Here is an 18,419-nt window from a genome sequence, read left to right as displayed (position 1 = left end):
GATTTTTTGGCGCGCAGGCCCTGTCAGTTGCCCAGAGACGGCAGCCACAGGGTCAGCGCGGGGATGTAGGTGACGGCGAGCAGGCCGATGAGAAGCAGCGCCAGGGGCACGATGAGACCTTTGCAGATCTCCACCACGCTAAGCCCGGTGATGCCGCTCGCGACGTAGATGTTGACCCCCACCGGCGGCGTCACGAAGCCGATGGCAAGGTTGACCACCATGATCAGCCCGAAATGGACCGGGTCGACGCCATAGGGCGCCAGCACGGGCAGCAGGATCGGCGTCAGCACGATGATGGCCGACAGCGTTTCCATGAACATGCCCACGATGAGCAGGATCGCGTTGATGAGAAGGAGCAGCGTCAGCCGCTCGTCGATCGCGCCGCCCAGAAAGACGCCGATCTGCGCCGGCACCTGCAGCAGCGTGAGAACGCGGCCGAGCGCGGCGCCCGTTCCCGCAATGATGAGGATCGGCGCGATGACCAGCGCCGTCGACACCAGCGTCTCGAAGAAGCCCTTGATGGACATTTCGCGGAACACGACCATCGACACGAATGCGCCGTAGACGACCGCGATGGCGGCCGCTTCCGTCGGGGTGAAGACACCGGCGTAGATCCCGCCCAGCACCATCACCGGCGCGACCAGAGCCCAGAAACTCTGCCGGAACGCTGCGGCGACAGAGACCGCTCCGGCATCGGTGATGATGGTGGCGCGGTTCCGGCGGCCGTAAATGTAGGCGTAGAGCATTAGCAGCGAGCCGATCACCACCGCCGGGATGATGCCGCCGATGAACAGCGCGCTGACCGATGTGCTTGCCGCCATGCCGTAGATGATCATCGGGATCGACGGCGGCACGATGACGCCGAGCGTCCCCGCAGCGGTGACCAGCGAGGTGGAAAAGCGTTCGCCGTAGCCCTTTGTGACCAGAAGCGGGATCGCCATGGAGCCGATGGCTGCGACCGTGGCAGGCGACGAGCCGGAGATGGCGCCGAACATCATGCAGGCCGCCACGCTCGACATGGCAAGTCCGCCATGAAAGCGGCCGAGCAGCGCATCGGCGAAGGAGAACAGGCGCCGCGCGAGGCCGCCTTTGGTCATGATCTCGCCGGCCAGAATGAACAGCGGCACGGCCAGCAGCGGGAAGCTGTCCAGCGCGGTGACGATGGAGCGGATCACCTGGCTCGGCGAGGTCGGCGCACCGAGCCACCCCGGCAGCAAGGCGCCGAAGCCGAGCGAGAACGCCACCGGCACCGAAAGCAGCATCACGCACAAGAAGAGGATGAGAGCAGAAATGGCGTACACGGTTCAGATCGCCTCGCTCTTGTGGGTGGGCCCGGAGCGACCGCTGACGAGCAGCCAGATGGCCTGGACCGCGCGCAGGGCCGCGAGCGAGAAGCCCACGGGCGCGGCCGCGTAGATGGTCCACATCTGGATGTTGAGGCCGGGCGAGCGCTGGCCGATCTTGGCGATGCGCTGCGTCAGCGGGATCGAGTACCAGACGATGATGACGAAGAAGATCAGCGAGCCGGCAAGCGCCAGCAAGGTGAATGCCTTGATGCTCTTCGGGCCGAAGATTGTCGGCAGCAGGTCGACCGAGATGTTCCGCCCCTCGCGCACCGCAAGGCTGACGCCGATGAACGTGCACCAGATCAGGAGGTAACGCGCCAGCTCTTCGGACCACACCAGCGGCGCGCCGACCACATAGCGCGCGAACACCTGCATCGCCAGAATGACGACGAGCGCCAGAAGGATGGCTGCCAGAAGATAGCGCTCAAGATTGGCTTCGATGAACCGCAGCGCTTTCATGAGCGGCTCTCGCCGGTGGCCGGCATGTCGAAGACCTTGCCGGGGTTCATGATGTTGCCGGGGTCGAGCGCGCGCTTGATCGTCCGCATCAGCGCCAGTTCCGGCTCGGACCGGGAATAGGAGAGATAATTCTTCTTGGTGAGGCCGATGCCGTGCTCTGCGGAGACCGAGCCGCCATACTCCCGCACCAGGCCGTAGATGACATCGTAGACTTCGGTGTCCGGCTGCTTCGGCGCGCCGGGGACCCAGGCGATGATGTGCATGTTGCCGTCCGCGATATGGCCGTAGAACATTGCCTGGCAGCCGTCGATCCGCGCCGCGAGCCGGTCGCGGCAGGCCGCGGCATAGGCGTCCATGTCGCCGACCGAGAGCGAGATGTCGAACGACAGGTGCGGCCCCAGCACCTGGATGAATTCGGATGCGGCATCGCGCGAGCCCCAGAAGGCCGCAACGTCGGCGAGGGACTGCGACAGCGCTGCGTCCGTCACGGTGCCGGCCTCGAACTCCGCCTCGATCCAGGACTGAAAGCGCTGGCCGTCGATGTCCTCGTCCGATCCCTGCAACTCGACGAGGACGTGGAACGGGTGATCGCCTTCCAGAGGGTCGCGCACGTTGGGCACCCGCCGCGCGGCAACCTCCCAGTAGTCCGCCCACATCACCTCGAACGCCGAGAGAGACGGCCCCAGCCGCTTGCGCGCGCCTGCAAGGAGCGCAAGGACGCGGCCATAGTCCGCCACGCCGCACACGGCCGCCAGCGTGCTCACCGGCTGCGGGAAGAGCCGCAGCACGAGGCGGGTGACGACGCCGAGCGTGCCCTCCGCGCCAACAAAGATCTGGCGCAGGTCGTACCCGGTGTTGTTCTTCAGCATCTTGTTGAGATTGGTGAGCACCGTGCCGTCCGGCAGCACCACTTCCATGCCGAGCACCAGGTCGCGGGTCATGCCGTAGCGGATGACGCGGTTGCCGCCGGCGTTGGTGGAAACGTTGCCGCCGATGGCGCAGGAGCCGCGGGCGCCAAGGTCGAGCGGAAAGTACAGGCCGCGCTCGGCTGCCGCCTTCTGCACCACCTCAAGCGGCGTTCCGGCGCGCACGGTCATGGTCGACGCGGCTTCGTCGATGTTCTCGACCCCGACGAAGCGCTCCATCGAGAGTGCGACGCACCCGGCCACCGGACGCGCACCGCCGCTGACGCCGGTGAGCCCGCCCTGCGGCACCACCGGCATCCCGGCCTCGCTGCAGATCCGCAAAACATGTGCGACGTCTTCCGTCGAGGTCGGCCGGACGAGGATCGCGGGCGGCTGCGGCGAAAGTGAGCTCCAATCGGCGTTGTTGCGCGCCGGGATTGCGTCGCCGCGCATCACGGCAGTTGTTCCGATCGCCGCCTCAAGCGCCGCGCAAAAATTCTCCAGATCCACCCGACGCCTCCAAACCAAAGGTCAGCCGCCAGGTAGCCCGTCCAGTCAGATAGTGTCAACAGACTAACATGTTACACCTCAACCATGCGGTGCATCGCACATACAACCATTGGTCTGAAGTGCCGTGTTCGGGACCGCATCCGGGCAAATTCCGCGCTGCGCAACGGCCGGTGTTCTTCGGGGTTGGCTCTTTAAGAGCTTCGTGCCGCCAACGAATGCAATTTTGCGCAGAAGCGGCCGAATGCTGGTTGGCCGCCTCACAACGCTCAGGTTCGGTCCTTGCCTGGACTGGCGCACCTCAGCAAAACAGGGCATCGATGGCGGTGAAGACGGTTCAGGTCTTCTCCAGCTCAAATCTGAGCCAGAAAGCATTTGCCTGATCGTCGCTTGCGCAATTGAGCCGAAGTCGCTGACGCGAAAACCGTTGCGTATACATGCCGAGGAGAATGCCATGTCCGGACGGTTTCGCTGGGTTGTAGTTGCGCTTCTGTTCCTTATTACCATCATCAATTACATCGACCGTTCGGCAATCGCATTTGCGATCCACGAAATTGAAGCTGAATTTCAATTAAGCTCGGCTTCGGTCGGTCTGATTCTTGGTGCCTTCGGGATCGGTTATATTCTGACGACTTTGATCGGCGGCATCGTCGCCGATCGCTTTGGCGCCAAGATCACGCTCGGTGTTGTTGCGGTGGTGTGGTCGCTGTCCATGGGGTTCATGGGTTTGGCGACCGGGTTCGTCATGTTGTACGCGGCGCGAATTGCACTGGGCGCAGCCGAAGGGCCGAGCTTTCCGGCTTTGAACAAAGCTGTCCATGGCTGGCTCCCGGCGCAGGAGCGCGGGACCGCACTTGCCGGCGCGCTGGTGGCTGTTCCCCTCGCGCTTGCGGCCGGCGCGCCGATCGTGTCGAGCCTCATTGGATGGCTCGGCTGGCGCGGCATGTTCGTTGTCCTGGGCGTCCTCGTTCTGATCTGGCTCCCGCTCTGGCTCATCCTCTTCAAGGACGATCCCGCGGCCTCCTTGCATGTCTCGCCGAAGGAACGCGACCTGATCGCATCAGCCGGTGCGGAGGGCGCAACGACGGAAACAGCCGAGCGAAAAGGCTGGATGGTTCTCCTCACCACGCCCACGCTGCTTGCCAACTATTTCGCCTACTTCGTATTCGGGTATTTCCTGTTCTTTTTCATGACCTGGCTGCCGTCCTACCTGCGCAAATCCTACGGGCTGGATCTTTCGCAGGTCGGGCTCGTTGCCGTTTTGCCCTGGCTGACGGCGGCCGTCGCGCTCGTGATCGGCGGTCGCATTTCGGACAGGACGCTCGCGCGGACTGGAAACTACCGCCGGTCACGCACCTACCAGATTGCGCTCACACAGGCCGTCGCGGCATTGGCTGTCATTCCGGTCGCGCTGACCGGGGACGTCACCATTGCGGTGGCAGGCATTACCGTCGCGGTCGCGGCCGCACTCGCCCCCAACGCTGCGTTCTACGCCGTGGTGGTGGATGTGGTGCCACGCTACGCCGCGACGGCAATGGGGGTGATGACGGTATGGTTCGCGGCGGCCGGGTTCCTGGCGCCTGTCATTACGGGAGCGCTTCTCCAGTTCACCGGCGACTTTCGATACGCGTTTCTTCTGATGGCGGTTCTGGCGACCCTCTCGGTGCTCGGGCTGCTTGTCTTCCACCGGCCTGACGTTGACCGGAAACGTCTTGCGGGCCTGTGACAGCCTCGGGCCTGCCGCGCACATGCTGGCGAGGTTGCCGCTCAACGGCAATCCAGCCCAAACTTCTTTTGGGCCCGTCATCAGAGCACGGAAATGAAGCGCAATCACCCTCGGGTCACGCCCCGGCGGGGCCATCCGGCGAAAGCGCGAAACCGCCCATCATCTTGACGATGCCGCGATATGCACGATATTAACATCGCATCGCGAAAATCGCGCGGGGAGGGCTTCGATGGTTGACGTCAGATATGCCGATCTCACCGGCAGCGACCTGGAGCGCATCCCGTCCGATGTGGCGGCCAAGCTTGGCCTGCCCAGCGCCGATACCGTCCACGGCGGCACCCGCGTCGGCCTTGCCGTGTTCAAGGGGTCGGGGCGCGAATCCAGCGTCCTTGCCCGCGTCATCACCCGCCTGGCCGATCTTGTGCCGACCACCTTGCGCGAGCGGGACGAAACGCGGCTCGACCGTCTGGTCGATTTTTACGCCGAGGGCGAACCCCGCACCGGGCTCGACGAGGACGTGCTTGCGCAAAACGCCCGCCTGCGCACCGCGTTCCTGGAGGAGGTGCCGACCTTCACTGCGGCCGATATTCGCAAGATTGCCGGCAGCCGCAGCCGCAACCCCAGCGAGCCTGCATCCAGGTGGAAGCGAGAGGGAAAGGTGCTTGCCGTCCCGCTCCACGGCGCCGACCGCTACCCCGCCTTCCAGTTCGATGCTGACGGCCAGCCCCGCCGCCTCATCGCCGAGGTGCTCGCCTTGCTGCCGCAGGAGATGACACCCTGGCAGCGCGCCTTCTGGTTCGCCTCGGCCAACGGCTGGCTGGACGGCGCCTATCCTGCCAACATGCTTGACAATCCGCACCGCGTTCTCGCTGCGGCAAGAGCCCTCGGTGCCCCGGCCGCCGGCTGACCCCTGGTGCTGTCGCCGCCGCCGGTCCCGCTGCCGCGGCCCAATGCGTGCCGCCTTGCAAGCGGCCACCGGCTTCACCGCGTGCATCTGGCCGAGTTCACCGGAACCGCGTTCAACCCCTGCCGCGGCGCCCCCACCCGCTTTGCGCCGATCCTCGACAGGAACGGCGCCTGCGTCCCCTCGCTGTACGCAGGCTCGACCGTCGAGGCGGCCATCTTCGAGACGCTGTTTCACGATATCCCGCCAACCGACCGCCGCAAGACCTATCCGCGCAGCCTGCTTGCCAAGCGGTGCCATAGCGTCATCGTGCTTCGCCGGGACCTCACGCTCGCCGAACTCCGCGCGCCAGACCTCAGGCTGTGGCACGTGGCGCGGACCGACCTTGTCGCATCGTCACCGTCGCAATATGGCGAGACCGCGCGGTGGGCCGAAGCCCTGCACCACGCCCACCCCGATTTTGATGGCATGATCTGGACCTCCAACCAGTGCGATCCGGCCGACGCTGTCGTCTTGTTCGGAGACCGGATCGAAAAGGCCGATCTTGTCCTCGTCGGCACCCAGGCTGGCACCGAACGGGCGTTCGAATCCGAAGTGCAGCGGGCCGCAATGCGAGCCGGCATCACCCTGACGCTGTAACACTCCGGCAATCGTCTGCCGCCATATGCAATTGACACGGACCACAAGGCAGCGCCGGCTCACGCACTGGCCCGGCACTCTTTCATGCTGATGACGACGGTGTCGTTACCGTTCGCAATAAGGGTCTCCACTCTGGAGAACACGAGCCTGCGCAGGCCGTCGACCTTGTGCCATCGCTGGATGGAGGCGACCGGATCAACGGCGGCGAGGACACCGGCGCACCAACGCTGGTGCGCGTGCGTCCCGGCACCTGGCTGACGTTGCCGCAGAGGCGTCAGCGCTCCTCGGTGAGCCAGGTGAGGAGGTTCACCCACAGCGTCTTGTAGCCCTCCCAGTCGCAGAATTCCTTGGACAGCCAGTGTGGCCCGATGTCGGACGTCCACGCGGCGGAGCGGCCCTTGCCGTGCTCGCCGAGGACCAGAAGCGGATGTCCGCCTTCCGATTGCGGCAGCCGTGCAAGGACCGTCGCCCCGTCCTTCGGCTCCACCTCGTTGATGCCGAGGAGCGGCGGCCACGCGCCGGAAAGGCCTTCCAGCACGGGGTGCTCGGCGAGGAGGTCTGGTGTCACGCCCTCGGGAATCTCGATCCGGTCGTCCCACGGCAGGCAGGTGACGGGGAGGGCCTCCTCCACCGGGGTGCGGCGCCACCGGGCGCGCCCGTCGATCCCCTGGAAGGAGAGGTAGCCGCCAATCATCATCAGCCCGCCGCCATCGGCCGTCCAGTCGCGGATCAGCTTCAGCCGGTTGGGCATGGTCCGGCTTTCGAGGAACACCGCCGGCGGCAGGAGAATGGTGTTGGCCCCAATGTCCGAAATGATGATGGCGTCGAACTTCGCCAGACCTTCGCGGTCGAACGGCAGGTCGTTCGCGGCCTCGTGCGCGGGCATGTAGGTGAGGTCGAACGCCGTGCCCTTCAGCGCAGCCACCAGCGGCTCTGCGCCCAGATGGAAGGAGACGGAGCCAAACTGGTCGAAGCCCTTGTAGTGGGTGGAGGAGCTGACCCAGCTCTCGCCGACGAGGAGGACGGACTTTTGTGCCATGACGGGCCTTCAGTTGCGAAATGCGACGTAGTTGCGGCGAATACGCTCCACCGAGAGCCGTGCGGCAGTCGGCAGCGGCCAGTGGTAATAATGCGAGGCCGCCGCCTTCGCCACATCCCCCGCCGTGGAGCGCTTCAAGATCTGATCCATCGATATTATGGTGGCTTGTAACCCGGTTTAGTAAAGCGCTTTATTTGATCCGCAAAGCACGTTTGCGCAGCAAATGCCCCGGCGAACCAGGCCCCGCGCCCAGCCGCTCTGCGGAAGTGGCTGGCCGTTGTCCTGTGCAATATTCGGTCAGCGTCGAAATCGGATAACCTTTTCAAATTTATGGCCGTTGACAGAAATTTCCTGCTCGGATCAGACTGTGTGCAATCGCTTCTCTAATATGACCCATTCATGCAAGTATAGAGGGTTCGAACATGCTTCCTTCCAGACGTCTTGCCTATCACGCTGCCGCGGTTTCTCTGGCGATGGGGCTCGGCGCCGCATCCGCCCATGCTGAAACATTCGCTCTGGTGACGATCAATCAGCAGGCGTTGTTCTTCAACCAGATCAACGATGGCGCGCAGGCAGCGGCCGACGCTGCCGGTGCCGATCTCGTAATTTTTGACGCCAACAATGTTCCCTCCGCGCAGAACACGGCAATCGAAAACTACATCACCCAGAAGGTGGACGGCATCATCCTCGTCGCCATCGACGTGAACGGCGTGAAACCAGCCATCACCGAGGCGAAGGAGGCCGGCATTCCCGTCGTCGCGATCGACGCGCAGATCCCGGACGGCGACAACGTCTCCTTCATCGGCGTCGACAACACCGCAGCCGGCGAGGAGATCGGCAAGTTCTACGCTGACTATGTGGCCTCCGAGATGGACGGCGAGGCAACCGTCGGCGTTGTCGGCGCGCTCAACTCCTTCATCCAGAACCAGCGGCTCGACGGTTTCAAGGCTGCTGCAAAAGCCGGCGACGCCGAGGTGACGTTCCTCGACACCGTCGACGGCCGCAACATTCAGGACGTTGCGCTGGGCGCCGCGGAAAACCTGATGACCGCCAACCCCACCATGAAGACGCTCTACGCCACCGGCGAGCCCGCGCTGATCGGCGCCGTCTCCGCCGTGGAAAGCCAGGGCCGCCAGGACGACATCAAGGTGTTCGGCTGGGACCTGACCGAGCAGGCGGTGAAGGGGATCGACGAAGGCTGGGTGGTTGCCGTCGTCCAGCAGGACCCGGCTGCAGAGGGCAAGGCCGCCGTCGAGGCACTCATGACCCTTTCGGGGGGCGGTTCGGTGGAGCCGATCATCAACATCCCGGTCACCATCGTCACCAAGGACAATGTCGACGACTTCCGCGGCATGTTCCAGTAACCAGCAAGGCACAACCGGCGATGACGAGCCCCGACCGCGTGCGCATGAGCGGCATCGCCAAGCGCTACGGCCCGATCCTGTCGCTCGACGACGTGTCGCTCCGGGTCGCGCCCGGCGAGGTGCTCGGCCTCGTCGGCGACAACGGGGCCGGCAAGTCGACCCTCTCCAAGATCCTGTCCGGCGCAGAAGTGCCGGACAGGGGCACCGTCGAGATCGATGGGGCGCCCGTCCGGTTCGCCTCGCCGATGGATGCGCGGGCGGCGCAGGTGGAGATGGTCTACCAGGACCTCTCGCTGTGCGACACGATCGACGTTGCCGGCAACATCTTCCTCGGCCGCGAGCTGCAACGGCGCGTTGCCGCCTTTCCCTTCCTCGCCAAGCGCGCCATGCACGCCGAGGCCAAGGCGATGCTCGATGCGCTCGGCATCGTCATCCCCGATACGCGGCAGAAGGTGGAGAACCTGTCCGGCGGGCAGCGCCAGTCGGTCGCCATCGCGCGCGCCGTCTCGTTCGACCCCAAGGTCCTCATCATGGACGAGCCGACGGCAGCGCTTGCCGTTGCCGAGGTGGAGGCGGTGCTCGACCTCATCCGCACCGTGTCGGCGCGGGGCGTCAGCGTCATCCTCATCACCCACCGGCTGCAGGACCTCTTCCTGGTGTGCGACCGCATCCAGGTGATGTACGAGGGCCGCAACGTCGCAGAGCGGCGCATTGCAGACACCGACATCGAGGAGGTGGTCAACCTCATCGTCGGCCGGAAGTTCGATGCCCGCTCCGCCCGCCACGACAAGAGCCCCGCAGCATGAGCGACAACGACGCCCTTCACAGCGCAGGCAGCGCCCCGCGTGTGCGCAAGGTGCGGCTGGCGGACCGTCTGCGCGAAGCGGGCGGCACGGCCTCCATTGCGGTGTTCTTCGTCGCCATCGTCATCATCTTCAGCCTGTCGACGGATGTGTTCCTGTCGTCCGCCAACGCGCTCAACGTGCTTAGGCAGGCAGCGCCGCTCCTGATTGTCGCCGCTGCGATGACGTTCGTCATCACCACCGGCGGGATCGACCTTTCGGTCGGCTCCGTGCTCGCGCTCGTGTGCGCGCTGTCGGCCGCCATGCTGCAGGCGGACATCCCCTGGCCGGTCACGATTGTCGCGATGCTTGCGCTCGGCGCCCTCATCGGCGCGGCGCAGGGGTTTCTCATCGCCTACGAGGGTATTCCGGCGTTCATCGTCACGCTTGCGGGTCTCTCGATCTTCCGCGGCCTCGCGCTGCTGATTACAGGCGGCTACTCGATCCCCATTTCGCCGGATACGGCGTTCGTGTTTCTGGGGCGCGGCTGGGCGCTGGGCGTGCCGGTGCCCGCGTGGATCGCGCTTGGCTGCCTGATCGTCGCGTTTCTCATCTATGGCGGGACGCGGTTCGGGCGCTACGTCACCGGCATCGGCGCCAACGCGGAAGCGGTGCGGCGGGCCGGCGTCAATGTCGCGCGGATGCGGCTTTCGGTCTACGCCATCTCCGGCGCTGCGGCGGCGCTGGCCGGCATCATCCTCGCCGGCCGGCTCGGCTCCGGCTCGTCCAACGCGGGGCAGGGCTTCGAGCTTGAGGTGATTGCCGCCGTGGTGCTCGGCGGCACGTCTCTCTTCGGCGGACGCGGGTCGATCCTCGGCACGGTGCTGGGCGCGCTCACGGTGTCGGTGATCGCCAACGGGCTCATCCTCCTCCACATGTCCCCGTTCCTGACCCCGATCGTCACCGGGTGCATCATCCTCATCGCGATCTGGCTTAATTTCCGCCTGTTCCGCACCGCCGGGAGCAAGACATGACCGACATCGGCGTCCACTCCGGCACGGTGATGACCGTGACCGGCCCCGTCCCGGTGGACGCCCTCGGCGTCACCCTGATGCACGAGCACATCCTCCTCGACGGGGACCGCGCATGGCGCCCCACCCCCGGCCTCGACCCGGCGCTGACCGACAGCCCCGTCAGCCTCGAAATCTACGGCGAATTGCGGATGAACCCGTACATGAACCGCGACAACGTCTCGCTGCGCAGCGAGGACGACGCGGTCGCCGAACTTGGCCAGTTCCGCGATCTGGGCGGCCGCACCGTGGTGGACCCGACCAACATCGGCATCGGCCGCAACGGCCCGGCGCTTCGCCGCATTTCCGAAGCGACGGGCCTGAAGATCGTGATGGGCAGCGGTTTTTATCTGGAATTCAGCCACCCCGAATGGTTCGCGGCAATGGACGTGGAGGCGCTTGCCGATCTTATCGTTGCCGATTGCGGCGGCGGCCCCGAGGCGCCCGAGGTCACGGCAGGGCTGATCGGCGAAATCGGCGTGTCCAAGGATTTCACGCCGGCCGAGCGCAAGTCGCTGACGGCGGCGGCGCGGGCGTCTGCGCGCACCGGCGTGCCTTTGATGGTGCACCTGCCGGGCTGGGAGCGGCTGGCCCATCAGGTGCTGGACGTTGCCGAAGGGGAGGGGGTGGACCTGCGCCATCTGGTCCTGTGCCACATGAACCCCAGCCACAGCGACCTCGCTTACCAGACCAGCCTTGCCGATCGCGGCGCCTACCTCGAATACGACATGATCGGCATGGATTATTATTATGCCGACCAGGACGCCCAGTCCCCGTCAGACGAGGAGAATGCACGCGCCATCCGAACGCTGGTGGACGCCGGCCATGCGGACCGGGTGCTCCTGTCGCAGGATATCTTCCTCAAGATGATGCTGAGCCGTTATGGCGGCTTCGGCTACGGCTATATCCTGCGCCACTTCGTGCCGCGCCTGATGCGCCACGGCGTGGACAAGGCGGTGATCGACGCGATGCTGACGGACAATCCGCGCCGGGTGTTCGGCGGCTGAGCGGCATGGCGGTCCACGTCGTCGGCAACATCTGTATCGACTGGCGCTTTGCCCTGCCGCACCTGCCGCGTGCGGGTGAGACCGCCAACGCCGATGCCCTGTCGTTCGACCTTGGCGGCAAGGGCGCGCTCCAGGCGATTGCCACCGCCCGCACCGGCGCGTCCGTCCACCTCTGGGCCGCTGTGGGCGAAGACGCCGAAGCCGCCACCATTCGAAGCCTGCTGGAGGGCGCCGGGCTTTCCGCCGATCGCCTGACCGCCGTGGACGCTGCGACCGACCGCTCGGTCATCCTGGTGGAGGCGGGCGGGGAGAATGCCATTGTGTCCGCCGTGGCGGCGGCGCGCGCGTTCCGTCCCGCGATGGCCGCCTTGCTGATGGTGGCCGAGCCGGGCGACTTTCTTCTGATGCAAAACAACCTCGCGCCGGCGGTGACAGAGGCCGCAATGGCAGCTGCGCGCGCGCGAGGCCTCAAAACGGTGTGGAACCCGAGCCCGGTGAATGCGGGCGCTGCGCGGTTGAACGTGGACCTTGCCATCGTCAACCGCGGCGAAGGCGAGGCGCTGACGGGCGCAACCGACCCCGCCGCAATGCTGCCGGGCCTGTGCGAGCGCGGGGCAGGGGCTGCCATCGTCACCCTCGGGTCCGGCGGTGCGGCCGTGCTGGCGGCGGCGGACAGGGCGCCGGTAATGGTGCCGGTGGCGCCGGTTGCGGCGGTCGACACCAGCGGCGCGGGCGATGTGTTCTGCGGCGTGGTGGTCGGCGCGCTCCATGCCGGGCGTTCCCTCGAAGACGCAGCGCGGATCGCCACCGCCGCAGCGCGCCTGTGTGTGACCCGCCCCGGCACCGCCGCGTCGATCCCGACCGCGGCGGAGATTGCCGCGCTCACCGTCAAGTGACCGCCGCTACCACCCCCGCGTGCCCGGCGCGCCTTTGAAAGGCCCGGCGATGCGCGACGTGATCCAGCCGCCGTAAAAATCGCCTGTCTGCGGCAGGACGGCTTCCTCGCCCACCCACGCCTCGTCGACACGGGAGGCGTAGAACGCAATGTGGCCCGCAATTGCCCGGAAATTTGCCGTGGGGTCGGTGTAGAACCAGCCCGCGCGTTCGGAGTGGCGGCCGTTCACGTCGAGCCCGATATAGGACGCGACGCCCTTGAACTCGCAGAAGGATTGCCCCGGCTCGGCGATGACGAACGCTATCCGGATGTCATCGCGCGGGAGGTAGTAGACCGGCGGGTGGCTCGTCTCCAACACGCGGAAGGCGTGGGCGGTATCGGCAATGGTCTCACCGGCGAAGCGCACGACAACGCGCTCGGTGACAGGCTCCAGCCGCGGTGGCCGGGGGTAGTCCCATACCGATTCCTGTCCGGGGCCAGGCGTTGCGGGATCGGGGTGCCGGATCATCGCAAAACCTCCCACCGGCGCACGGCGCCCTGCAAGCGCGGCCTGATGCCCAGAAACCGGAGATAAACCCATTCGAGAGCGCGCAAGACTGCCGGGTTGCGGGCCGCAAGCCCCAGTGGCCGCAGGAGCGGAATTGCCCGCCACATGGCTGCAAATGCCGCGGCGCCTGACAGCAGCCGGCCGTCCTCCTCGGCGTGAAAGCGGGCCAGCAACGCCGCCCGGTCCACCGGACAGGCCGCGCCCTGATCCGACACGTCGACCATCGCAATCGCGCCGCGACGGTCGAGCCGCCGCATCAGAGCAATTTCCCGCCGGCAAAGCGGGCAACCGCCATCGAACCACACCGTCAGCTTCGTCATGCCACTCGAAATAGCGCACCGAGCGGGGCAGGCGCAGCGACACTTGCGCACGCCAACCGGCTGGGACAACCAGCGGTGCCGGTGCCGGCCAAGATGCGTCCGGCAGGTTGTGGCACGGTCTGTCGGATGTCGCGATGGCGCCGGGAGCCACAGGGCAGAAGAATCAGGCCGGGCTTGGCACCGCGCCGCTTGTGGCAGTGCAGGCCGTGCAACTGTCGCCGAGGATGAGTTCGGGCGAATAGACCACGCGGCGCGCCTCGATCGGGGCCTTGGCGTCGATCCGCTCCATCAGAAAACGCAGCGCCTGGTCGATCATCTCGCCCATTGGATGCTCCGTGCGGGTAAGGCGCGGGCGCAGCCCCGTGACGCCGGGGAGGCTGTCGGTCGACGCGATGGAGATGTCGCGCGGGCAGGTCATCGACAGGTCGTCGAGCGCGCGCATGGCACCGAGCGCCATCAACCCGTTGGCGGCGTAGATCGCGCTGGGGCGATCCTTCTGCCGCAGCATGTCGAGCGCGGCGGAATAGGCGACCTCTTCGCGAAACTCGCCGCTGCGGATGTGCGACGGGTCCGGCTTCAGCCCGCGCTCGGCCATGGCGTCGACCATGCCCTGAAGGCGGCCTGCTGCGGTGGAGAGGTAGAGCGGGCCGGTCATCGAGCCGATCCGGGTGTGGCCAAGGTCGAGGAGATAGTTGGTGACGCGGCGGGCGGCGGCGGCATTGTCGAGCGTTACAAGGTCGAACGGCTGGCCGTGGATGGCGCGGCCGAACAGGACAACCGGCGCGCCGCCAACATCCCGGTTGAGGTTCGCGTAGCGCTCCGGCGCGCCGATGGGGGAGAAGATCACGCCATCGCATGAGAGCGAGCGGATGCGGGCCAGCACGCGGCGCTCGTTGTCCGGCTTCTCATCCGAATTGAAGACGACGAGGTTGTAGCCCCACGCCGCGACCGCCGCCTCTGCGGCGCAGACGACGCGGGCAAAGAACGGGTTCTGCAGGTCCGCCACCACGAGCGCGATCAGCTGGCTGCGGCCACGTTTCAGATTACGGGCTGCGCTGGAGGGGGCGTAGTCGAGCTTGTCGATGGCCGCCAGCACACGCGCCCTGAGGGTCGGGCTCACATAGGCGGTATCATTCAGCACCGCCGAAACGGTCGCCACCGATACCTCCGCCGCCTTGGCGACGTCCTTGATGCTGGCCACCGGCCCCTCCAACGAAACGGTTCGCCAGCTATTTGTGCCGACGCTCCTTCATAAGCACACCATTACTGCGTCAGGACCATATATTTTAGCAACCGCGATCTTGCTTTAATCGCAGAAACGCGCAAATTGGCCGAAACGGTTTGCTGGCGTTCGCCAGCCGCTCGAATAATCAAGGGAGGGGACAACCCCATGAGAATCATCGCCGTTGCGGCCATTGCCGCGACCGTTGCCGCCACCGGCGCACACGCGCAGGATGGCGAAAAGCTCCTCGGCATCGTCTCCATCGCGGCGACCGAGGCCAACAACATGCGCTACATCTCCGGCGCCGAAGCCGCCGCCAAGGAGCTCGGCTGGACCGTGTCCGTGGTGGATGCGGCCGGCAGCGCAGACCAGGCCAACTCCGCGATCCAGAACTTCGTCGGCCGCGGCGCCGATGCGGTGATCGACATGGTGTTCCCTTATTCGTCCATCGGCGCCGGCCTTCGCGCGGCTGCGGATGCGGGCATCCCGGTCGTCACCTGGGGCGGCGGGCTTGGCAGCACGGTCGCCTCCACCAACGGCTCCGGTGCACCCATTGCAGCGCCGGTGATCGAAAAGATGCTGGCAGACCTCGGCGGGACCGGCAGCATTCTGGCGCTCACCTACCGCACCGGCGAAGTCTGCCGCGACCGCGAAACGCTGCTCGACGAACAGCTCGAAAACCACCCGGACATCACCGTCACCAAGAACGAGGTCCGCATTCCGGGCTACTTCGAGGACGGTGCGCAGTACGCGAACGCATGGCTCGCCTCCCACCCTCCGGGCGATGAGAAGCTCGCCATCTGGGGCTGCTGGGACGACCCCGCCATCGGCGCCATCGGATCGCTGCGCCAGCAGGGCCGGACCGACGTGATGGTCTACGGCGTCAACGGCAACGCGCAGGCGCTGGAGAACATCAAGCGCGGCCACATGACCGCAACCGCCTGGGAAGACAGCTACGCCGAGGGCAGCGACATGGTGAAACGCCTCGACGAGATCATCGCAGCGGGCGATTCCTGGGAGCCCAAGGCGGCCGAAGTTCCGGCGGTGCTGGTGACGCAGGACAATATCGACGCGTTCCTGAAAGAGCATCCGGACGCCTACGGGAACTGATCCGATGCAGCGAGACGCAGCGGCTGCGGCCGCCACGAATGAGGGAAGGGGCGCCGGGGAACGGCGCCTTTTCTTGGTCGCGGAGGGGGTCGCCAAGGCTTATGGCGGCGTCCAGGCCCTGAAGGGCGTTTCGCTCGGGGTGCGGGCGGGCGAGGTCCATGGCCTCGTCGGTGCCAACGGGGCCGGCAAGTCCACCCTCATCAAGATTCTGGCCGGTCTCACCGCGGCCGATGCCGGGCGGATCAGTGTGGATGGCAAGGCGGTTTCCATCGACACGCCGCACGACGCGAGCGCGCTGGGGATGAGCTTCATCCACCAGGAACTCGCCTTCATTCCCGAGATGAGCGTGATCGAGAACATCATGCTCGGCATCCCCAAGCCCTCGCGGCTGGGCGTGATCGACTGGCGCGCCATCGAGCGCGACGTCGCGCCGGTTGCCGAACGGGTAGGCCTCAAGGTGCCGCTCCGCGCCAAGGCACGCACGCTGTCCACGGCCGAGGCGTGGCTCGTCAACATCTGCCGCGCGCTGGTGAAGAAGTGCCGCCTTCTGGTGATGGACGAGCCGACGGCCTCCCTCTCCGCGCGCGAGGCGGAGCGCCTTCTGGAAATCGTCGAGGACCTGTCGCGCTCCGGCGTCGCGGTCCTCTACGTCTCCCACCGGCTCGACGAGATCCTGCGCCTTTGCCACACCGTCACCGCCTTTCGCGACGGCGAATCGGTCGCGGCACTCTCCGGCGACGACCTCACCCGCGAAGCGCTGATGGACGCCATTGTCGGCGGCAGCGCCCCGACGATGCCGGCCGAAGCGCGCGTCAACCATGAGCGCGCCACCGTGGCGCTGGACGTCCGCGGCCTTGCGCGCGCACCGATGGTGAAGGGTGTCGACCTCAGGCTCCACGATGGCGAGGTGCTGGGCATCGGCGGCCTGGTCGGCGCCGGCCGGAGCGAGCTGGCGCGCCTCATCTACGGCGTCGACCGGCCGCACGAAGGCGTCATGACCCTGCGCGGCGAGCCTTATGCGCCGGCAAGCCCCACCCAGGCTGTGCGTGCGGGCCTCGGGTTCGTGCCGGAGGAGCGGCGCTCCGAAGGGCTGATCCTCACCAAAAGCGTCGCGTTCAACATGCAGCTCGCCAACCTTGCGAATATCGTGAGGAGTCCCGTGCCGCTGATCGACTATGGCAAGCGGCGCTCGCAGACCGAGGAGATCGTCCGCAGCCTCGCGGTGAAGACGCCGGACATCGAAACCCACGTCGGACGCCTCTCGGGCGGCAACCAGCAGAAGGTGGTCATCGGCCGCTGGCTCCTGCGCCGCCCCGAGGTGCTGATCCTCGACGAACCCACCCGCGGCGTCGATGTCGGCGCCAGAGGCGAAATCCACCGCCTGATCCGCGCCATCGCCGCCGATGGCATGGCCGTCATCGTCATCTCTTCCGAACCGGACGAACTCCCCGACCTTTGCGACCGTGTGCTCGTGATGGTCGAGGGCCGCATCGTGCAGGAACTTTCCGGGGAAGAGATGACCCGCAACGCCATCATCAGCGCCAGCTACGCGTCAGCCACCTGAGGCCTTCATGACCGACCTATCCGTTTCCCGCCGCAGGCTGTCGCCCCGCCAGAAAGCGGGCCTCGCCTTTTTCGCCCGCTACGCGACCATCCTCGGGCTGATCGCGATGATCGCGGCATTCTCGATCCTGTCGCCCCGCGCATTCCCGACGCTCCTCAACTTCACCAACGTCCTCAACCAGGCGTCGCTCGCGATCATCATCGCCAGCGGGCTGACCATGGCGGTGATTGTCGGCGAGCTCGATCTGTCCATCGGCTTTGCGGCAAGCCTCCACGGCATTCTGGTCACCGGGCTCATTGTCGCGAGCGGGCTGCCGATCCCGGTCGCGATCGTCATCGTGCTGGCGGCGGGGGCATTCATCGGCCTCGTCAACGGGCTGGTCGTCACCAAGCTCAAGGTCAACTCCGTCATCGCGACGCTCGGCGTCGGCACCATCCTCACGGGCCTTGCGTTCGCCTACTCGTCCGGCGTGCCGATCGTGTCAGGCGTGCCGGAGGCCTTCCTCGAAATCTCGCTCGGGCGCTGGCTCTGGGGCATTCCCAACAACATCATCATCATGGCGGTGGTCGTCATCGTGCTTTGGGTTGTGGTGGAGCGGACCTCCATCGGGCAGGAGATCCAGGCGGTGGGCGGCAATCCGGCCGCAGCGCGCCTTGCCGGCATCTCGGTCGACCGCATCAAGATCCTGGGCTTCGTCATCTCCGGCATGTGCGCGGCGCTCACCGGCATCCTGCTGGCCTCCCGCCTCGGCTCCGGCACCGCCAGCGCTGCCGACGGCTACCTCCTCACTGCGTTTGCCGCCGTCTTCCTTGGCTCGGCCACCCTGCGCGACGGCGAGTTCCACATTTTGGGCACCGTCATCGGGGCGCTGGTGATCGCGTTCGGCTTCAACGGGCTCAACATCTTTGGTGCGCCGACGTTCTCGCAGTACATGCTGCAGGGCGGCATTCTGATTGTTGCCGTGGGGCTTTCGAGCCTCGGCCGCTCCATCGCCGAACGCTAGGGGACCCGCG

Annotated in this window: 19 protein-coding genes; 11 read left to right on the top strand and 8 right to left on the bottom strand. The window is 66.3% G+C overall.

The features are described 5' to 3' along the window. Nucleotides 1-23: 23 nt before the first annotated feature. Genes RDV64_RS05910 through RDV64_RS05900 form a run of 3 tightly spaced genes read right to left on the bottom strand, consistent with a single transcriptional unit; the run spans nt 24 to nt 3,163 of the window. Nucleotides 24-1,301 (bottom strand): TRAP transporter large permease, encoded by a 1,278-nt coding sequence (locus tag RDV64_RS05910; protein ID WP_309198345.1) that lies wholly within the window; start codon nt 1,299-1,301, stop codon nt 24-26. A gap of 3 nt (nt 1,302-1,304) precedes the next feature. Then, nucleotides 1,305-1,805: a TRAP transporter small permease gene (locus tag RDV64_RS05905; RefSeq protein ID WP_309198344.1), complete on the bottom strand. Its 501-nt coding sequence runs from the start codon at nt 1,803-1,805 to the stop codon at nt 1,305-1,307. Beyond that, a complete protein-coding gene (locus RDV64_RS05900; protein ID WP_309199441.1) occupies nt 1,802-3,163 on the bottom strand; it encodes an FAD-binding oxidoreductase in 1,362 nt (453 codons plus the stop codon). The genes RDV64_RS05905 and RDV64_RS05900 overlap by 4 nt, the downstream gene beginning before the upstream one ends. A gap of 298 nt (nt 3,164-3,461) precedes the next feature. Here RDV64_RS05900 and RDV64_RS05895 point away from each other — a divergent pair, with 298 nt between their 5' ends. The 3 genes from RDV64_RS05895 to RDV64_RS05885 all read left to right on the top strand — a co-directional run bounded on the left by RDV64_RS05895 (nt 3,462) and on the right by RDV64_RS05885 (nt 6,486). Beyond that, entirely contained in the window at nt 3,462-4,943 is a 1,482-nt protein-coding gene (locus RDV64_RS05895; protein ID WP_309198343.1) for an MFS transporter, read from the top strand. A 229-nt stretch (nt 4,944-5,172) separates the two neighbouring features. Next, complete coding sequence (locus RDV64_RS05890; protein ID WP_309198342.1) at nt 5,173-5,850, top strand: hypothetical protein; 678 nt, start codon at nt 5,173-5,175, stop codon at nt 5,848-5,850. Between the two features lie 6 nt (nt 5,851-5,856). Further along, entirely contained in the window at nt 5,857-6,486 is a 630-nt protein-coding gene (locus RDV64_RS05885; protein WP_309198341.1) for an RES family NAD+ phosphorylase, read from the top strand. Nucleotides 6,487-6,760: 274 nt separating this feature from the next. Here RDV64_RS05885 and RDV64_RS05880 read toward each other — a convergent pair whose 3' ends face one another. Then, nucleotides 6,761-7,525 carry a glutamine amidotransferase gene (locus RDV64_RS05880; RefSeq protein WP_309198340.1) on the bottom strand — a complete coding sequence of 255 codons (765 nt, stop codon included), beginning with the start codon at nt 7,523-7,525 and terminating at the stop codon, nt 6,761-6,763. A 9-nt stretch (nt 7,526-7,534) separates the two neighbouring features. Beyond that, nucleotides 7,535-7,675, bottom strand: a complete 141-nt coding sequence (locus RDV64_RS05875) for a hypothetical protein (protein WP_309198339.1) — start codon at nt 7,673-7,675, stop codon at nt 7,535-7,537. 272 nt (nt 7,676-7,947) lie between these two features. Between RDV64_RS05875 and RDV64_RS05870 the strand changes: the two genes are divergently transcribed. The 5 genes from RDV64_RS05870 to RDV64_RS05850 are packed head-to-tail and all read left to right on the top strand — an operon-like array spanning nt 7,948 to nt 12,644. Further along, the gene (locus tag RDV64_RS05870) at nt 7,948-8,889 is read left to right on the top strand and encodes a substrate-binding domain-containing protein (protein WP_309198338.1); all 942 of its coding nucleotides are present in this window, start codon (nt 7,948-7,950) and stop codon (nt 8,887-8,889) included. Between the two features lie 20 nt (nt 8,890-8,909). Beyond that, nucleotides 8,910-9,695: an ATP-binding cassette domain-containing protein gene (locus RDV64_RS05865; protein ID WP_309198337.1), complete on the top strand. Its 786-nt coding sequence runs from the start codon at nt 8,910-8,912 to the stop codon at nt 9,693-9,695. Continuing rightward, nucleotides 9,692-10,705, top strand: coding sequence for an ABC transporter permease (locus tag RDV64_RS05860; protein ID WP_309198336.1), 1,014 nt, complete (start codon nt 9,692-9,694; stop codon nt 10,703-10,705). Before RDV64_RS05865 ends, RDV64_RS05860 begins: the two co-directional genes overlap by 4 nt. Then, complete coding sequence (locus RDV64_RS05855) at nt 10,702-11,748, top strand: phosphotriesterase-related protein (RefSeq protein ID WP_309198335.1); 1,047 nt, start codon at nt 10,702-10,704, stop codon at nt 11,746-11,748. Before RDV64_RS05860 ends, RDV64_RS05855 begins: the two co-directional genes overlap by 4 nt. 5 nt (nt 11,749-11,753) lie before the next feature. Beyond that, a complete protein-coding gene (locus RDV64_RS05850; RefSeq protein WP_309198334.1) occupies nt 11,754-12,644 on the top strand; it encodes a PfkB family carbohydrate kinase in 891 nt (296 codons plus the stop codon). Between the two features lie 6 nt (nt 12,645-12,650). On the opposite strand, the gene RDV64_RS05845 is transcribed toward RDV64_RS05850, so the two are convergent. From RDV64_RS05845 to RDV64_RS05835, 3 genes are all read right to left on the bottom strand, one after another. Further along, a complete protein-coding gene (locus tag RDV64_RS05845; protein WP_309198333.1) occupies nt 12,651-13,151 on the bottom strand; it encodes a DUF427 domain-containing protein in 501 nt (166 codons plus the stop codon). Then, nucleotides 13,148-13,510 (bottom strand): DUF393 domain-containing protein, encoded by a 363-nt coding sequence (locus tag RDV64_RS05840; RefSeq protein ID WP_309198332.1) that lies wholly within the window; start codon nt 13,508-13,510, stop codon nt 13,148-13,150. Before RDV64_RS05840 ends, RDV64_RS05845 begins: the two co-directional genes overlap by 4 nt. 163 nt (nt 13,511-13,673) lie before the next feature. Further along, nucleotides 13,674-14,711 carry a LacI family DNA-binding transcriptional regulator gene (locus RDV64_RS05835; RefSeq protein WP_309198331.1) on the bottom strand — a complete coding sequence of 346 codons (1,038 nt, stop codon included), beginning with the start codon at nt 14,709-14,711 and terminating at the stop codon, nt 13,674-13,676. A gap of 189 nt (nt 14,712-14,900) precedes the next feature. Here RDV64_RS05835 and RDV64_RS05830 point away from each other — a divergent pair, with 189 nt between their 5' ends. The 3 genes from RDV64_RS05830 to RDV64_RS05820 all read left to right on the top strand — a co-directional run bounded on the left by RDV64_RS05830 (nt 14,901) and on the right by RDV64_RS05820 (nt 18,409). Next, on the top strand, nt 14,901-15,842 hold the full coding sequence (locus tag RDV64_RS05830; RefSeq protein ID WP_309198330.1) for a sugar ABC transporter substrate-binding protein: 942 nt from the start codon (nt 14,901-14,903) through the stop codon (nt 15,840-15,842). Between the two features lie 73 nt (nt 15,843-15,915). Next, nucleotides 15,916-17,406: a sugar ABC transporter ATP-binding protein gene (locus tag RDV64_RS05825; protein ID WP_309198329.1), complete on the top strand. Its 1,491-nt coding sequence runs from the start codon at nt 15,916-15,918 to the stop codon at nt 17,404-17,406. 7 nt (nt 17,407-17,413) lie between these two features. Further along, nucleotides 17,414-18,409 carry an ABC transporter permease gene (locus tag RDV64_RS05820; RefSeq protein WP_309198328.1) on the top strand — a complete coding sequence of 332 codons (996 nt, stop codon included), beginning with the start codon at nt 17,414-17,416 and terminating at the stop codon, nt 18,407-18,409. Nucleotides 18,410-18,419 lie beyond the last annotated feature (10 nt).

The organism is Acuticoccus sp. MNP-M23, assembly GCF_031195445.1.
Lineage (GTDB): Bacteria > Pseudomonadota > Alphaproteobacteria > Rhizobiales > Amorphaceae > Acuticoccus.
Note: the sequence above shows the minus strand (reverse complement) of the source record. Positions and strands in the feature narration are given on the sequence as shown.

What these genes read in the sequence shown, in the direction of transcription:
- RDV64_RS05905 (WP_309198344.1), bottom strand. Translation starts at nt 1,805, where the DNA reads ATGAAAGCGCTGCGGTTCATCGAAGCCAATCTTGAGCGCTATCTTCTG.
- RDV64_RS05900 (WP_309199441.1), bottom strand. Translation starts at nt 3,163, where the DNA reads ATGCGCGGCGACGCAATCCCGGCGCGCAACAACGCCGATTGGAGCTCA.
- RDV64_RS05895 (WP_309198343.1), top strand. Translation starts at nt 3,462, where the DNA reads ATGCTGGTTGGCCGCCTCACAACGCTCAGGTTCGGTCCTTGCCTGGAC.
- RDV64_RS05890 (WP_309198342.1), top strand. Translation starts at nt 5,173, where the DNA reads ATGGTTGACGTCAGATATGCCGATCTCACCGGCAGCGACCTGGAGCGC.
- RDV64_RS05880 (WP_309198340.1), bottom strand. Translation starts at nt 7,525, where the DNA reads ATGGCACAAAAGTCCGTCCTCCTCGTCGGCGAGAGCTGGGTCAGCTCC.
- RDV64_RS05875 (WP_309198339.1), bottom strand. Translation starts at nt 7,675, where the DNA reads ATGGATCAGATCTTGAAGCGCTCCACGGCGGGGGATGTGGCGAAGGCG.
- RDV64_RS05870 (WP_309198338.1), top strand. Translation starts at nt 7,948, where the DNA reads ATGCTTCCTTCCAGACGTCTTGCCTATCACGCTGCCGCGGTTTCTCTG.
- RDV64_RS05865 (WP_309198337.1), top strand. Translation starts at nt 8,910, where the DNA reads ATGACGAGCCCCGACCGCGTGCGCATGAGCGGCATCGCCAAGCGCTAC.
- RDV64_RS05860 (WP_309198336.1), top strand. Translation starts at nt 9,692, where the DNA reads ATGAGCGACAACGACGCCCTTCACAGCGCAGGCAGCGCCCCGCGTGTG.
- RDV64_RS05855 (WP_309198335.1), top strand. Translation starts at nt 10,702, where the DNA reads ATGACCGACATCGGCGTCCACTCCGGCACGGTGATGACCGTGACCGGC.
- RDV64_RS05850 (WP_309198334.1), top strand. Translation starts at nt 11,754, where the DNA reads ATGGCGGTCCACGTCGTCGGCAACATCTGTATCGACTGGCGCTTTGCC.
- RDV64_RS05845 (WP_309198333.1), bottom strand. Translation starts at nt 13,151, where the DNA reads ATGATCCGGCACCCCGATCCCGCAACGCCTGGCCCCGGACAGGAATCG.
- RDV64_RS05840 (WP_309198332.1), bottom strand. Translation starts at nt 13,510, where the DNA reads ATGACGAAGCTGACGGTGTGGTTCGATGGCGGTTGCCCGCTTTGCCGG.
- RDV64_RS05830 (WP_309198330.1), top strand. Translation starts at nt 14,901, where the DNA reads ATGAGAATCATCGCCGTTGCGGCCATTGCCGCGACCGTTGCCGCCACC.
- RDV64_RS05820 (WP_309198328.1), top strand. Translation starts at nt 17,414, where the DNA reads ATGACCGACCTATCCGTTTCCCGCCGCAGGCTGTCGCCCCGCCAGAAA.